The sequence below is a fragment of the Clostridium bowmanii genome, assembly GCF_018861315.1.
In the GTDB taxonomy this organism is placed as follows: Bacteria; Bacillota; Clostridia; order Clostridiales; family Clostridiaceae; genus Clostridium_AD; species Clostridium_AD bowmanii.
Genome location: NZ_JAHLDL010000026.1, coordinates 1 through 15713, shown reverse-complemented (window position 1 = coordinate 15713; position 15713 = coordinate 1). Strand labels below are relative to the sequence as shown.

Annotated in this window: 14 protein-coding genes and 2 tRNA genes; 12 read left to right on the top strand and 4 right to left on the bottom strand. The window is 30.6% G+C overall.

Annotated elements, in window-relative coordinates:
* Positions 1–98 precede the first annotated feature (98 nt).
* The 5 genes from eno (at position 99) to ligA (ending at position 7027) form a co-directional block, all read left to right on the top strand.
* Positions 99–1394, top strand: a complete 1296-nt coding sequence (gene eno / locus KPL51_RS16240) for a phosphopyruvate hydratase (RefSeq protein ID WP_216163638.1) — start codon at positions 99–101, stop codon at positions 1392–1394.
* Between the two features lie 127 nt (positions 1395–1521).
* Positions 1522–1752 carry a preprotein translocase subunit SecG gene (gene secG, locus KPL51_RS16235; protein WP_216163636.1) on the top strand — a complete coding sequence of 77 codons (231 nt, stop codon included), beginning with the start codon at positions 1522–1524 and terminating at the stop codon, positions 1750–1752.
* Between the two features lie 247 nt (positions 1753–1999).
* A complete protein-coding gene (locus KPL51_RS16230) occupies positions 2000–2302 on the top strand; it encodes a YerC/YecD family TrpR-related protein (RefSeq protein ID WP_216163634.1) in 303 nt (100 codons plus the stop codon).
* A 291-nt stretch (positions 2303–2593) separates the two neighbouring features.
* Entirely contained in the window at positions 2594–4861 is a 2268-nt protein-coding gene (gene pcrA / locus KPL51_RS16225; RefSeq protein WP_216163632.1) for a DNA helicase PcrA, read from the top strand.
* 171 nt (positions 4862–5032) lie between these two features.
* Positions 5033–7027, top strand: coding sequence for an NAD-dependent DNA ligase LigA (gene ligA, locus KPL51_RS16220; RefSeq protein WP_216163745.1), 1995 nt, complete (start codon positions 5033–5035; stop codon positions 7025–7027).
* 33 nt (positions 7028–7060) lie between these two features.
* On the opposite strand, the gene KPL51_RS16215 is transcribed toward ligA, so the two are convergent.
* Positions 7061–7330: a hypothetical protein gene (locus KPL51_RS16215; RefSeq protein ID WP_216163630.1), complete on the bottom strand. Its 270-nt coding sequence runs from the start codon at positions 7328–7330 to the stop codon at positions 7061–7063.
* A gap of 510 nt (positions 7331–7840) precedes the next feature.
* Here KPL51_RS16215 and KPL51_RS16210 point away from each other — a divergent pair.
* Positions 7841–9505: a peptide ABC transporter substrate-binding protein gene (locus KPL51_RS16210; RefSeq protein ID WP_216163628.1), complete on the top strand. Its 1665-nt coding sequence runs from the start codon at positions 7841–7843 to the stop codon at positions 9503–9505.
* Positions 9506–9798: 293 nt separating this feature from the next.
* Here the strand turns inward: KPL51_RS16210 and KPL51_RS16205 are convergent, their stop codons facing one another.
* Positions 9799–9987, bottom strand: coding sequence for a DUF6897 domain-containing protein (locus tag KPL51_RS16205; RefSeq protein ID WP_216163627.1), 189 nt, complete (start codon positions 9985–9987; stop codon positions 9799–9801).
* A gap of 195 nt (positions 9988–10182) precedes the next feature.
* A complete protein-coding gene (locus tag KPL51_RS16200) occupies positions 10183–10710 on the bottom strand; it encodes a flavodoxin domain-containing protein (RefSeq protein ID WP_216163625.1) in 528 nt (175 codons plus the stop codon).
* A 166-nt stretch (positions 10711–10876) separates the two neighbouring features.
* Here KPL51_RS16200 and KPL51_RS16195 point away from each other — a divergent pair, with 166 nt between their 5' ends.
* Positions 10877–11389 (top strand): hypothetical protein, encoded by a 513-nt coding sequence (locus KPL51_RS16195; protein WP_216163623.1) that lies wholly within the window; start codon positions 10877–10879, stop codon positions 11387–11389.
* A 346-nt stretch (positions 11390–11735) separates the two neighbouring features.
* Here KPL51_RS16195 and KPL51_RS16190 read toward each other — a convergent pair whose 3' ends face one another.
* Positions 11736–13115: a hypothetical protein gene (locus KPL51_RS16190; protein ID WP_224854369.1), complete on the bottom strand. Its 1380-nt coding sequence runs from the start codon at positions 13113–13115 to the stop codon at positions 11736–11738.
* Positions 13116–13208: 93 nt separating this feature from the next.
* Between KPL51_RS16190 and KPL51_RS16185 the strand changes: the two genes are divergently transcribed.
* The 5 genes from KPL51_RS16185 (at position 13209) to KPL51_RS16165 (ending at position 15709) form a co-directional block, all read left to right on the top strand.
* The gene (locus KPL51_RS16185) at positions 13209–14183 is read left to right on the top strand and encodes an AIR synthase family protein (RefSeq protein WP_216163621.1); all 975 of its coding nucleotides are present in this window, start codon (positions 13209–13211) and stop codon (positions 14181–14183) included.
* Positions 14184–14214: 31 nt separating this feature from the next.
* Positions 14215–14811 (top strand): XTP/dITP diphosphatase, encoded by a 597-nt coding sequence (locus tag KPL51_RS16180; protein ID WP_216163619.1) that lies wholly within the window; start codon positions 14215–14217, stop codon positions 14809–14811.
* A 38-nt stretch (positions 14812–14849) separates the two neighbouring features.
* Entirely contained in the window at positions 14850–15320 is a 471-nt protein-coding gene (locus tag KPL51_RS16175; protein ID WP_216163617.1) for a metallophosphoesterase, read from the top strand.
* 220 nt (positions 15321–15540) lie between these two features.
* Positions 15541–15616 (top strand) — tRNA-Pro (locus KPL51_RS16170).
* Positions 15617–15635: 19 nt separating this feature from the next.
* Positions 15636–15709: transfer RNA gene (locus KPL51_RS16165), tRNA-Gly, on the top strand.
* The last annotated feature ends 4 nt before the right edge of the window (positions 15710–15713 follow it).

Genomic DNA, 15713 nt, shown 5'->3' with positions numbered 1-15713 from the left:
CTATATTATCTGAGATAAATTAATTTTCTATAAAAATAGGATTATATAATTTACTTAGGAAACAATAATATAGAAAAAAATTTTGGAGGTAAGAAGATATGAAGAACTTTATTGAAATTATTGACGTTTATGCAAGACAGATTTTAGATTCAAGAGCATTTCCAACAGTTGAAGTTGAAGTAACACTGGAAGATGGAACAGTAGCAAGAGCTGCAGTACCATCAGGTGCTTCTACTGGTATGTTCGAAGCTGTAGAACTTAGAGATGGAGACAAAGACATATACAACGGAAAAGGTGTTTTAAAAGCCGTTGACAATGTAAATAATCTAATAGCTGAAGAGCTAATTGGAATGAATGTATATGACCAAATAGCTATAGACAATACAATGATAGCTCTTGATGGAACACATAATAAGAGCAAACTTGGCGCTAATGCAACACTTGGAGTATCCCTAGCTTGTGCACGAGCTGCTGCTGAGTCATTAGGACTAGGATTATATCAATATATTGGTGGAGTAAATGCTAAAGTTTTACCAGTTCCAATGATGAACATAATAAATGGTGGAAGCCATGCCGACAATAATGTAGATCTGCAAGAGTTTATGATTATGCCAGTTGGAGCAACTACTTTTAGCGAAGCACTAAGAATGAGTGCAGAAGTTTATCATTCATTAAAAGCATTACTAAAATCTAAAGGTCTAGCTACTGGTGTTGGTGATGAGGGTGGATTTGCTCCAGATCTATCATCAAACGAGGAAGCTATAAAAATTATAATTGAAGCTATAGAAAAAGCTGGATATGTTCCAGGTAAAGATATATATATAGCTCTTGACCCAGCAGCTTCTGAATTCTTTGAAGATGGAACATATAATTTAGCATCAGAAGGAAGAATATTAACTCCAGAGCAAATGGCTGATTATTATGTAGAACTCGTTAACAAATATCCAATTATATCTATTGAAGATGGAATGGCTGAAGAAGATTGGGCAGGCTGGAAATACTTAACTGATAAAATAGGAGATAGAGTTCAATTAGTTGGAGACGACTTATTTGTAACTAACACTGATAGATTAAAAATGGGAATTGAGAAAAAAGTTGCAAATTCAATTCTTATAAAATTAAATCAAATAGGAACACTTACTGAAACATTAAATGCTATAGAAATGGCTGAAAGAGCAGGATTTACTGCAGTAGTTTCTCATAGATCAGGAGAAACTGAAGATACATCAATAGCAGATCTTGTTGTAGCTGTGAATGCAGGACAAATTAAGACTGGTGCACCAGCAAGAACTGAAAGAGTTGCAAAATACAATCAGTTATTAAGAATAGAAGAAGAATTAGAAGATATGGCTGAGTACAGAGGCTTAAAAGCATTTTATAATATAAAAAGGTAATTAGTTTTAAATAGGGGTATAGTCTTTAGAGGCTATACTCTTATATTTTAGTTTAATTATAATTTATTGCAAGCTGCCCTAGAGTATGCTAATATAATAATGTATTCCATGAATAGGGGGTGTTCACATGCATAGTTTATTAATAGTTTTACAGGTTATAACTTCAATTATTATAATTGTTTCAGTTATGATGCAACCTAGTAAATCAAATGGATTAAGTGGTCTTATATCAGGAAGTTCTGACACTTTTTTTGCAAAAAACAAAACAAAAACTGCAGAATCAGTATTAGCACGAATTACAGCATTCTCAGCAGTTTGCTTTATTTTATCTACAGTTATGTTAAACATAGTTAAATAATATATTATCTAAATGATGATTAGGCATATTGAAATAAATATTTTTATCTTGTAGCAGCAGTTTATTTAAAAAAATTTAATAAACTGCATTTTTTTATTTCCTAAAAAACTACTAAATTACATAGATAAAGTAAAAACACCTGTGTTATTATACAAATTTTCATAATTTTCAAAAATTCCATAGTATAAATGTATTATAAATGATAAAATTGTCTAAAGTAATCTATGATTATTAGAGGTGAAGGATGATGAGTGAATATAGTTCTAAATTAGAAAGTAAAGATATGGATTTTCTTTTTGATGGTGTGTTAAGTCTGAAAACAAGAGAAGAATGCTATAGATTTTTTGAGGATATATGCACTATAAATGAAATTCAAGCATTTGAACAAAGACTTCAAGTAGCAAAAATGTTAGCAGAAAAAAGGACATATTTGGATATAGCTAGTACTACAGGGGCAAGTACTGCCACAATAAGTAGAATAAATAGAGCATTAAATTATGGTAGTGATGGATATAAACTTATATTAGGACGTTTGAAATTAAAGGAATAAGTATATTTACTTTTAGGTGCCTTATAGATTGAGATACAATATAGTGAGATACAGAGGGACGGTTAACATATGTTTACTCAATTTAACTAACATTAAAAGAGTGAACATAAATTAACCGTCTCTATTTTTAAAGCTGTTTAAGTTTGCATACATTGTGATATAATTATAGGTATGTTTGTTAGAGTTAAATGAATAGCATTTGGATTTGTTATTTGTTTAAAGATGTCTTAAGTGAAATATAAGTAATGCTAGATGTAACTAGTATTAATATAATATATAAGGAGTGTTTTTATGGATTTAGAAAATTTACTAAATGAGGAACAATGCGAAGCGGCAATAACAGTGGATGGCCCACTGCTCATATTGGCTGGGGCGGGCTCTGGAAAAACAAGAGTTTTAACTTATAGGATTGCACATATGATTCAAGATTTAAATATATACCCCTCACAAATTTTAGCTATAACTTTCACTAATAAAGCTGCTGGTGAAATGAAGGACAGAGTGCGTGCGCTTGTAGGTGATATAGCAGATAATATGTGGATTTCTACATTCCACTCTAGTTGTGTTAGGATACTTCGTCGGGAAATAGATAAGTTGGGATATAATAAAAATTTTACTATTTATGATAGTTATGATCAAAAGAGTTTAATAAAACAGTGTATGAAGGAACTTGATATAAATGATAAAGATTTAACTGATTCAGAAATTTTAAATAAAATATCCGGCGCTAAAAATGAGCTCATTACCCCAGAAAAGTATAAAAAAGAAAATGAACATGATTTTAGAATGAATAAAGTTGCTGATATATATGTTCTTTATCAAAAAAAGCTAAAAGCAAATAATGCATTAGATTTTGATGATTTGATTTTTAAAGCTGTGGACCTATTAAAAAATAATAAGGAAGTTTTAGATTTTTATCATAATAAGTTTAAATACATTATGGTAGATGAGTATCAAGATACTAATAAGGCACAGTATATGCTTGTAAAACTTTTGGTAAATGAAAGGGAAAACATATGCGTAGTTGGAGATGATGACCAGTGCATTTATGCCTGGAGAGGCGCTGATGTTACAAATATATTAGATTTTGAAAGTGATTATCCTAAGGCAAAGGTAGTTAAGCTTGAGCAAAATTACAGATCTTACGGGAATATATTGGCTGCAGCTAATGATGTGATAAAAAACAATTCTCAAAGAAAAGATAAGGCACTTAGGACTGAAAAAGACTTAGGAGATAAAATTAATTTATACAGAGCGTTTTCAGATAGAGATGAGGCTAATTTTGTAGCAAATCAGATTAAGACAATTATGAAAGATGAAAATAAGAGCTATAAGGATTTTGCAATTTTATATAGGATGAATTCTCAATCTCGTATTTTTGAGGAAAGCTTTAGAAAAAATTTAATTCCCTACAAAATAGTAGGAGGATTAAAGTTCTATGATAGAAAAGAAATAAAGGATATAATGGCATATTTAAAGCTTATGAATAATCCTCTTGATGATATAGCACTAAAAAGAATTATAAATGTGCCTAAAAGAAATATAGGCGACGCAACTATTCAAAAGATTCAAGAATTTGCAACGAGTATAGATCAATGTTTGTATAGTGCTATTCTAGATGTAGAGTTTATACCATCACTTACAACTAGAAATACCTCATCCATAAATAAGTTTGTTAGTCTTATGAATAATTTTATGGCTAAAAAAGAAGAGATCACTGTGGCAGAACTAATTAAGGCTATTTTAAGTGACACAGGCTATTTGAAGCAATTAGAAACATCTAAGGAACCAGAGGATGAGAGTAGGGTAGAAAATATTAAGGAATTAGTATCAGATGCTGTAGAATTCGAAAAAACTTCAGAAGATAAATCACTTTTGGCCTTCCTCGAAGGAGTAAGTTTAGGTTCAAGTACTGAGAATGCTGAGGATCCACTAGAAATTATAGATACATCAGCTATGATGACGGTACATAGTGCAAAAGGATTAGAATTTCCAGTAGTATTTATGGTGGGTATGGAAAATGGGATATTCCCAGGGATGTCTTCTTTAAGCGACCCTACTGAAATGGAAGAATCAAGGCGTTTATGCTATGTTGCTATAACAAGAGCAGAAGAGAAACTTTATATAACTTCTGCTGAGAGTAGAATGATATTTGGAAGAACTGTTGGGTATGCACCTTCTGATTTTATAAGCGAAATATCTCCTGACTTAAAAGAACTTATAGGAGGAGATAAGAATAGGACTGTTCAGGTACTTAGAAGAAATCACACTAAGGCGCCACAAAGGTATAATCCTCATGGGTTGATGAGCTCAAATGGTGCAGAAGGTAGTGCTACCACGCAAGATTTCGTGTCAATTACGGCGCAGGAAAGTGGCTTAGCTCAGCAAACTATGAAGAGTGAGGCTACAGTGGGCAGAAAGGTTAGGCACAGTAAATTTGGAGTAGGTACAATTGTATCAGTTTCAAATTCTGATAAGGACACCTTGATATCAATAGCCTTTGATAATATGGGAATAAAAAAATTAGTATTAGATAAAGCACCTTTAGAAATGCTATAGAATATATTGTTTAAAATAACTAGTGAATTTGCTAGTTATTTTATTTGGTATTTATAAGTAAAGTTTATATATTGCGGGATTAATTCTAAAAATAAAAAGTGAGGTGAATAATGGTTTTTAAATTTAAATGGGCAGATATGTTTAGATTTAAGAAACCAGGATAATGTTATGGTGAATGTAGAGGATAGAATTAACGAAATAAAAAAGATTATTAAATACCATAGCGATAGATATTACAATGAAGATAACGCAGAAATATCAGATTATGAATATGATCAATTAATGCTTACACTTAAAGAAATAGAGAGTGAACATCCAGAACTTATCACCTTAGATTCCCCAACTCAAACAGTAGGTGGAAATGCAAAAAGAAAAGCTGGAGTACTCGTAAAACATAATGTCCCAATGCTCAGTTTGCAAGACGTATTTACAAAAGAAGATGTCTATACTTATGTAAATAAAATGATTGAAGACCTTGATGATCCAACATTTGTTGTTGAACTCAAAATAGATGGATTGTCAATGTCCCTACGTTATGTAGATGGTATTTTAACAGTGGCAGTTACTAGAGGTGATGGAATCATTCAAGGTGAGGATGTAACTGAAAATGCCAAAGTAATTAGGGATGTAGTACGGAAACTAAAAGATCCAATTCCGTACCTAGAGATTCGTGGTGAAGTATATATGTCAACTGTTGCCTTTGACAAGGTTAATGAGAGGCAAGAACTATTAGAGAAAAAGATATTTGCCAATCCAAGGAACTGCGCTGCAGGAACACTGAGACAGTTAGATAGTAAAATAACAAAGGAAAGGGAACTATCTCTATTTATTTTTAATGTTCAAGATATCAAAGGAATTGAATTTGAAACACATACACAAAGTTATGAGTGGTTAAAAAAACAAGGTGTAAAAGTTATTGAAAATTATGTAAAATGTAAAACAGCTGATGAAGTGTGGAATGCGGTGCAGGATATCTCCGAGGAAAGAGGCAACTTAGAATACGATATTGACGGAGTTGTTATTAAAATTAATAATTTGGAAGATAGAAAAGAACTTGGAAATACTTCAAAAGTTCCGAAATGGGCTATAGCTTATAAATTTCCCCCAGAAGAAAAAGAAACAAAGTTAATAGATATTGAAGTATCGGTGGGAAGAACTGGTAGAATTACTCCTACAGCAATATTTGAGCCCATTCGGTTATGCGGAACATCTGTATCTAGAGCAATCCTTCACAACCAAGATTTTATAGATGATTTAGACATAAGGATTGGAGATATAATTGTTGTATACAAGTCAGGCGAGATTATTCCAAAGGTTAGGTCCGTAGTGAAAGAAAAACGTGCATGCGAATTGAGCAGATTCAAGATTCCAGGCTTTTGCCCAGTATGCGGAACACCTACTGTACGTGAAAAAGACACAGCCGACATCAAGTGTATAAATCCTAATTGCTTGGCACAACTTGAACGACACATTATTAATTTTGTTGGTCGTAATGCTATGGACATAAAAGGTTTCGGCAGTGCATATGTTAAGGAACTTATTCGCACTGGATATATAAAAGATATTGCGGATGTATATTCACTGTTTAATTATCGAGAGGAATTAATAGAGCAAGGCATAATAGGAAAAGAAAAGAATACAGATAAGTTATTAGAGGCTATAGACAAGTCAAAAAAAAATGAAGCGCAAAGGCTTCTGACGGGACTTGGAATTCCTAATATTGGTAAGGTAGCAGCAAAAAGCATAATGAGGCATTACAAATCTATTGAAGATTTGAAAAATACATCTTTGGAAGATTTACAAAACGTTTCTGATATAGGTGAAATAAGTGCCATATGTGTATTGAAATTTTTTGAAGATAATAAGAACCGTGAAATAATTGATAGATTAAAAGAGTGTGGTGTTAATATGACCGTAGAGAACTCTGGTGACACCGATAATGCGTTTGATGGACTAACTTTCGTTGTAACTGGAACACTGACTTCTATGGGGCGAGATGAAGCTACAGTGATGATAGAGAAGCATGGAGGGAAAGTTTCGGGCTCTGTTTCCAGTAAAACCAATTATCTGCTTGCAGGAGAGAATGCCGGAAGTAAGCTTATAAAAGCAGAGGGACTCGGAATTAAAGTTATATCTGAAGAGGAATTAGTAAATATGCTAAAATAAATAACAATTAAATATAGGATAAAGAAAAAGACGTCAAATGGCGTCTTTTTTTATGTTGTGTTCTAATATTCCTTTTTCAGTAGAGCTTTTGGTTTCGTCAAGGTTAACATCATCTTTTTTATATTCCTTGGTTTCATTATTTAAATTTAATCTGCAGGTGTTTTCTACAAGTTTTTCCATTAAATAATTTTTATATCTTAACTGATCAAATATCTTAATTAATAAAATGAAGCCCCATATCCCTATAAACATAAAAGTTATCATGGCAAATACAGCGATTATTTTAATGGTTAAGGTTAACATAAAGAATTCCTCCTATATACCTTTTAAATACGTAAATAATGTAAACATATAAATAGATTATAGCATAATTATAGTACAAAAAGTTAACACATTGAGGAAGTATAAAAATTAGAATTTTCATTAAGAGTTTTTTCTTGGATTATGCTATACCGAAAAGTATGTATTGCTGGAATGCTTTCACTTCGCCAAGTAATTCTAAACTAATTTTATTGAAGATTTCGCCACGCACTCTCGTGACTTCAGTCATGAGTTAGTGGCGTTAAGTATTATTGTAAGATACTAAAATCAGTTAAGAATTACTAAGGCTCATTCAAATGCATTCTATGCAATATAAACTTTTGTTAGCATAATCTAAGAAAAAATATTAAATTTATAAATGACTATTATTTTTATAGTAGCAGACCTTAAGTTCATGAATCAAAATGAGATTTTAATATTTTTACAATAAATTTGATTACTTCACACATGATAGGTTAATACTTTCAATAAGACTCATGGTGGAGGTGAAATATGAAAAAGCTATTATGTATAATATTAATATTTATGATGATGTTAACTAGTGGATGTATTGAAAAAAAAGTAAAACATTCAAATTCTAGAAAATATCTAGTTTATAATTTGGGACAATTACCATCAGATTTACTAATGTTAAAAGATGATAATGTGAGGCAAAAAGATTTGTTACTAGTTTTATTTGAAGGATTATTGCGAGAAGACAAATATGGACAAATAGTGCCTGCTATGGCAGAAAAGTATGATGTCTCAGCGGATAAGATTGGGTATACCTTTAAATTAAGATCGGATATTCATTATAGTGATGGGACCATTATAAAAGCCATAGATTTTGTAAGGCTTTTTCACAATATTTTATTGGAAAAAGATAATATATATGCTAAGGAATTATATTGTATTTTTGGAGCTAAGGATTTTAGCCTAGGTAAAGTAAGTTTTGATAAAGTGGCTATTGTAGCAAAGGATGATTTAACTTTAGAGATAAGGCTAAATAGTGCAAATGAATATTTTAAAAATATTCTTAGTAATCCAGTTTTCACTTTAAGGGAAACAAGTATGAATATGAAAAACTGGAAAGAAAGTTACGATAAAATTCAATATAGTGGACCATTTATTATAAAAGATATAAATGAGGAGGGCGAAATATATTTAATAAAGAATGAAAAGTATTGGAGAGCGAAAGAAATTGTTAGCATTGAAATGCTTTTTACAACAATAAAGGATGAAGAGAAAACACTAGCAGATTTTGAAACTACTGAGTCTAATAATACATCAAAAATTGATGTATTTGTAAGCCCACCAATAAGCGAGGGGATTTCCCTTAGTATGGAGAAGAAAACTATAGCTGTACCATCACAAAGTATGTATTATCTAACGTTCAATTTAAATGCTAAAGCATCAGTAAAAAACAATAATTTTAGAAATGCAATTAGTGCAACAATATCTAAAGAATTTATTATACAAAGTATTTCGAAAGATTTGGCTGTACCAGCAATAAGTTACACAACCACTAATGCGGTTAATGGGGAGGGTGGTAAAGTAATCTTTGATGTGTTTGGTAGTAAGGATAAAGGTACAAAATATCTAAAAGAATACTTAAAGCTCAATAGCTATGAAAAAAAACAAGAATTAATTATAGTATATGAAAACAGAAATCTTGATGATAGAATAGTAAAAGAAATAGCTAAAAGTATTAAAGAAAACTTAGACGAAATAGCTAAAAATATTAAGGGCCACTTCGATGATGTGGATTATTTAAATGTAAAGGTAGTTTGTAAGGGTTATGAAAAAGATGAGCTCAAAGAGGTATTAAAGCAGGGTAATTATGATATGCTATATTCAAAAATTGATGAAGAGTATGGGGATATGTATAAATTTTTTTCAAGATGGACATCAAATTCAAGTTATAATATTTATGGATATAAGAATTTAGAATATGATAAAACTATCCAAAGGGCACTTATGGAAAGTGATAATAAAAAGAAAATAATAATATATAATGAGGCCCAAGACATATTAGCAAAAGACTTGCCTTGCATACCTATATACATTCTCAATACAGTTATTTGCAAGAAAGAAAATGTTAAAGATATTTATACCACTAAGGGGGGCAATTTAATATTTGATTATGCTTATAAAGACAATACTATTGTAGTAAAATGATTTCAATTAGGAGCTACGCGGGGCTTCTTATATTCTGCTATAACGAAAAGTATATATTGCTGGAATGCATTCACTGCGCTGAGTAATTCTAAACTTATTTTATTTCTAGCTGCTAAAAAATATAAACTCGCTATGCTCAAACATATATTTTTTTTCGCGCAGCTATAAATAAAATAAATTTGAATTATTAACGCTTGTTCAAATGCATTCTGGGCAATATATACTTTTGTTAGCAGAATATAAGAAGCCCTATTATAGTGTACCAAATTTAATATTATTTAGAAATGTATTCACTATTTACTTGGATCTATTTTAATACTTTGTACAAATTCAGCATTTATAAGCTCGTTGCCTTTTTTAGTTTGAATTTCAATCCAATTTTCATTTACATCAATTATTTTTCCTATGACATTTGTACCAAATGATCCTGTGGATATTCTGCAATTTTTTCCTATATATTTTTTGATTACCTCATTAGTCATTTTTATTAACCCCTTCCTCTTCTTCCTTTTTAGAATTATTAATTTTTGTATTTGATTTTGTTGTGGCAAAATAATAAAAAACAATATGAATATTGGTATGTATATAGCGATATATGCTGAAGGATCCATGTGAAAGTCACCTCTTTAAGTGTTATTTTTAAATGCCTTATTGAAATATTATATTAAATACAAATATTATGAAGTGACATAATTAATTATTTCATCAATATTCTTCTTCTTTGTGAAATCAACTGGATGTTGGTATAAGGCGAGCATACCTTTTTCATCAGTTGTTAATTGTTTTTCTTTTTTAATTTTAATTTTCCATTTTAGTAGGGTCATAAGCACTTTATCAAAAGGAGTAAGTTTACTATAATTAAATCCTCCACGTAAATAAAAGAATTTAATATGTTTTTGTTGGTCTGCAGTAAAGTTTTTATTTCTAACATCGTTAAGCCCATCTTCAGTTAACGGTGATACCCCTGTTGAAAAAACAATTACCTTTTTATCTTTAAGTTTGTCCATATTATTAGTTATTAATTTCACTCCGTTTATGCCTACAGCATATAAACTTCCACCATAAATTATAGTATCGTATTTATTTAGCTTATTTATAGTGATCTTTGAAATATCGAAAATATCAGCTGACAAATCTTTAGCAATCCATTCTGCATATTTCTTTGCAAAACCTGTTTTAGATTTGTATATCACTACAGTATTCATTTTTTATGCCCCCTAATTTGATTCGTATTTTTATGGAATTATGGATGGGTATGTAAAAATTATACCATTATTTGTGTGGATTTATGTATTTTTATAAATATAACTATATTTAATGATTATAATAATGTAGTAAACTGAAGTATATTATATTTAGGAAGGTGATTTTATGAGAAAAGGTATATACTTTTTATTATGTATTGTAGTAACAACTTTATTATTAGTAGGATGTAGCAGTAATAAGGAAGCTGCCACCGAGGCTGTAGTAAAAGAATTTGCAACTAAGATGTATACACTGGAAGATTATAAAGCGGTAGATATGAAAAAAGTTAATTTGGAATATCCTAAAGATCAATATACCAACGAAATTAAGACAATAGCCACTGAAGGTGCCTTGGAAGAAATTATCGTAGATAGAACTAAACTTATATATATTGACTATTTATGTGCTCTTCATATAAATTCAAAAATAACATCTATAACTATAGATAAACAGACTAGTGAAACCGATGGTTCAACACTATATTCTTATAACGCAAAATTAAAACTTACATATGTAGATACAAAGGTAGAAAAAGAAGAAGAAGTTCTGGGTCAACTTACTTTAAATAAAGTTAAAAATAATTGGGTTATCACTAAATTTAATAAAGTGGACGTCCCTACTCATGCTATAAAAAAATAATGGCAACAAGTGGACTAAGTGATTTATAAATATATAAAAACACAGCCTAAAAGTTAAAGTAAACTTAGAGTGTGTTTTAATTAATTGAGTGTACATAAACTTTTTTTCTTAGATTATGCTAACAAAAGTATATATTGCGTAGAATGCATTCGAACAAGCCTTAGTAATTCAAATTTATTTTATTTGCAGCTGCGTAAGGAAAATGAATGTTTGAGCGATAGCGAGTTTGCATTTTTTAGCAACTGAAGATAAAATAAATTTTTGAATTACTTGGCAAAGTGAGAGCATTCCAGCAATATATACTTTGCGTTACAGCATAATCCAAGAAAAATTATAAATCATTATATTATTTATTCCTAAAGAATATTGTTAAGAAGAATATAAACATATTTTTGCTGCTATCGAAGGATGATTTTGTTTGTTTAAAGCTTTCTTTTCGTTTATTGTAAGTCACATTTTTAATGAATATAGAAGCTAGTTCATTATTTTCTGGTGTTCCTATAGTAGGCATCCTAAAATCTTCTTCTTGGAGCAAGTCTTCTGATTTTAGAGAGAAGCCTCTGTAATGCTCTGAATTATCTAATGAAGGGGAATCAGGCCAACTTAAAACTATACCAGAGTCTATTATTTGATGTTTAAAAATATCTTGAAGCATGTAAGAGTCATCTTCTATCTTATTAAAATCAGAATATAAAATTTGGCTATACATATATAGTATGAGCTCATCACAAGTATAGTTTATCTCTTTATCTGTAGTTTCTTTTAATAAAATGCCTTTATCACTTTGATATAATGTTATAAGCTTTTCATATAAATCCTCACTTGTACTTTTAAATTTGTGCATGCCGGTTTTTTCATATAAAAGTGTAGAATTTATAAAAAGCATACATGAGTAATCTAATTTAGCATTAATGATTACAGATGGTTTAGTGTTATATTGTTCTATAAGTAAATCTGAAAAATCTAGCAATAAATTTTTGCATTCATCTAAGCCAGAATACTTATAAAAAACATTTAAGGCGAGGCAAATCTTATTTAGTTCCTCAAAAGAAACATTATAAATTTCTTCTTTATATTGAGTAAACATATTTAAGATATCTAGTGCGAACTTTTCATATTCATGTTCGTGTTTTTCCTCATTATAAGAGGAATATTTGTAATAAGCAGACATCATGAGTGCTTGATCAGAGAATTTAAATTTGTTATTTTTATTTTCAAAGTTAAATTCTTGGTTCATAGGATCAGTTAAATCTACCTTATCAACAAACAGACCATCTTTATTTCGAAAATAAGAAGCATAAAATTCTAACTGTTCCTTGCATAGCTTAAGATATAAAGAGCTTAGTGCATATTTAGAATCATCAAGGTTCTTAAAGCTACTATAATAGTCGACTAGCTCTAATAGGGATAAAGTCATGAAAGCATTACTATTAATGGTTATTTCTTTTTTCACCTTGTTCTCATTCCAAGTTAGTGTACCTTCTTTCGATTTTAATTTAGCGTCTGCTTTTTTGTAAACACATAAAAGTGGAGAATTTAAATTAGTTGTGTTAATATCAATCTTAGAAAAAGATTTAGATTTTAAATCTTTTAAGGGAATATATATTCCGCATTTAGAGTCAAAAACTATATCTTTTAATGATTCTTTTGATAAGTAGAAGAATTGATTTTTTATGTTATTTCGGTTTAACGTATTGATTCTTAAAAAAGGTCCTATAAATTTCAAAATATCACCACCATATATTAATCCTTATATAAATAATATGATTCGAATTGTTAAAATGTGCTAGTTTTATGAAAATAGAAAGGAAGAATTTATATGAAAGTTGGAAAACTAAATTGGGATGATTTAAAACAAATAATTGACAACAATAAAAGTGTTGTTCGGAATGATGTCAGAATTAGAAGTGGAATAGGAGAAGACTGTAGTGTCATAAACTTTGGCGAATATGAGTGCGTCGTTTCTACAGACCCAATAACTGGAGCAGATAAAAATATAGGTAAATTAGCAGTTAATATAAACTGTAATGATATAGCTTCCTGTGGGGTTGAGCCTGTGGGCATTTTAGTTACAATTCTTGTGCCACCAACAGGTACAATAGAAGATATAAAAAAGATTATGGAAGAAATTGATGAAGAGACAAAAAAACTAAACGTGGAGATATTAGGAGGACACACTGAGGTTACCACCGCTGTTAATAGAATAGTGGTTTCCTGTACAGCTATAGGTAAAGGAAAAGCAGGCAGTGCAGTGGCAACTTCAGGAGCAAAAATTGGAGATGAAATTGTTGTTACCAAACTTTTATGTATGGAAGGGACTTCAATTGTAGTAAACGATTATTTAGATAGGGTAAGAGATGTTTTAACCCATGATGAGATAGAAGTAGCTAAAGACTATGTAAATGGCATTAGCGTGGCTCTAGAGGGCCGTATAGCTGGTGAGTTTGGGGTCAATTCAATGCATGATATAACTGAAGGGGGAGTGCTTGGAGCATTATGGGAGGTTGCTCAGGCTAGTAATTTAGGATTTGAGGTATATTATGATAAAATGCCAATTAGTGAAATTACAATTAAAATTTGTGAAAAACTTAATATTGATCCTTTGAAATTTATATCCTCAGGTAGTATGTTAATAACGGCCACTGATGGGGAAAAGTTAGTAGAAAAATTAATTAGTAAAGGAATAGAAGCTACAGTAATAGGAAAGATAACTACAGATAGGGGTATACTAGTAATAGATGGAATCAAAAAGGATGTTTTACCACCGACTAGGGATGAGCTATTTAGTATATAATTATAGAAGTGAATCAAAGAGGGGGATAAAAATGAAAAAATTAATAGTTGCTAGTAATAATGATCATAAAATTAAAGAAATAAAGGAAATGCTATCACAATTTCCTTTTGAAGTTTTATCTTTGAAAGAAGCCAGTCTTAATATTGACGTAGAGGAAACAGGAAGTACGTTTATGGATAATGCAGACATAAAGGCTAATGAAATTTTTAAAATAGCCAATGGAGACATGGTACTTGCAGATGACTCAGGATTATCGGTGGAATTCTTAGATGGCGCTCCAGGTGTTTTTTCAGCTAGATTTGCAGGTGTTCATGGAGATACTAGTGCAAATAACGAAAAATTATTATATCTTTTAGATGGTGAAAAAGAAGAGAATCGAAAAGCTAAATTTATTTGCGCCATGGTACTTATAGTTAATGAAGATGAAATAGTAAAAGTGCAAGGTGAAGTTGAGGGGATAATCACAGCTGAGTTTAGAGGAGAAAAAGGTTTTGGATATGATCCACTATTTTATCTTCCGGAATACAACAAAACGTTTGCCCAGATGAGTAATAAGGAGAAAAATGTAATTAGTCATAGGGGAAGGGCGCTAGATAAATTAAAAGGTGAACTTGAAAAACTAATATAGCAAACATAATTATTATATTAATGAAGAGGTGATTTAAAATGCGCATAGGTGTTATTAGTGATACGCATAGACATGCTAGCAGCATAGATGTGCTAGCGGGCAAAATAAAGACATTAGATGTTCTGATTCACTTAGGTGATAATGTAGATGACGTAGCGGTCATAAAGAAGTATTACAAGGGAAGAATAATTAATGTGAAAGGTAATTGCGATTTTTCTGCAGGTACACCTAATGATAGATTGGAAGAAATTTGCGGAAAAAAATTTTTTTTAACTCATGGACACAGATATAGTGTAAAAGAGGGCATATTTAAATTGAAATATAAGGCATTAGAAACAGGGGCTGATATAGTTTTATATGGGCACACTCATATTGCAAAAATAGATTATGAAGAAGGAATATGGTATATAAACCCTGGTAGTGCTGCAGAGCCAAGGGATGGAGCGCCAAGTTTTGCCATTATAGATATCAATGGAGAATCCATAGATCCAAATTTGATAAGGTTTTAATTTTTAACTAGAGTTTAAACCTATGTTAAGACAGAAGAAAATACCTTGGTAAAATTTATTTAAATATTAAAAAAGAAAAGTTAGAAAAAGTGTTGACGTATTAATGTATATGGTGTAAAATAATCCATGTCGTCATAAAAAATCATTAATTTAAATCATTATGGCAATGCAGTAAATTTAGGGCATTAAAAATTTTTTTTTATAAATGTTTAATGTATATCGGGGTGTAGCGCAGCTGGGAGCGCGCGTGGTTTGGGACCATGAGGTCGCAGGTTCAATCCCTGTCACCCCGACCATTTTACTATATTACAATATGCGGGTATAACTCAATGGTAGAGTGTTAGCCTTCCAAGCTAATTACGAGGGTTCGATTCCCTCTACCCGCTCCAAATA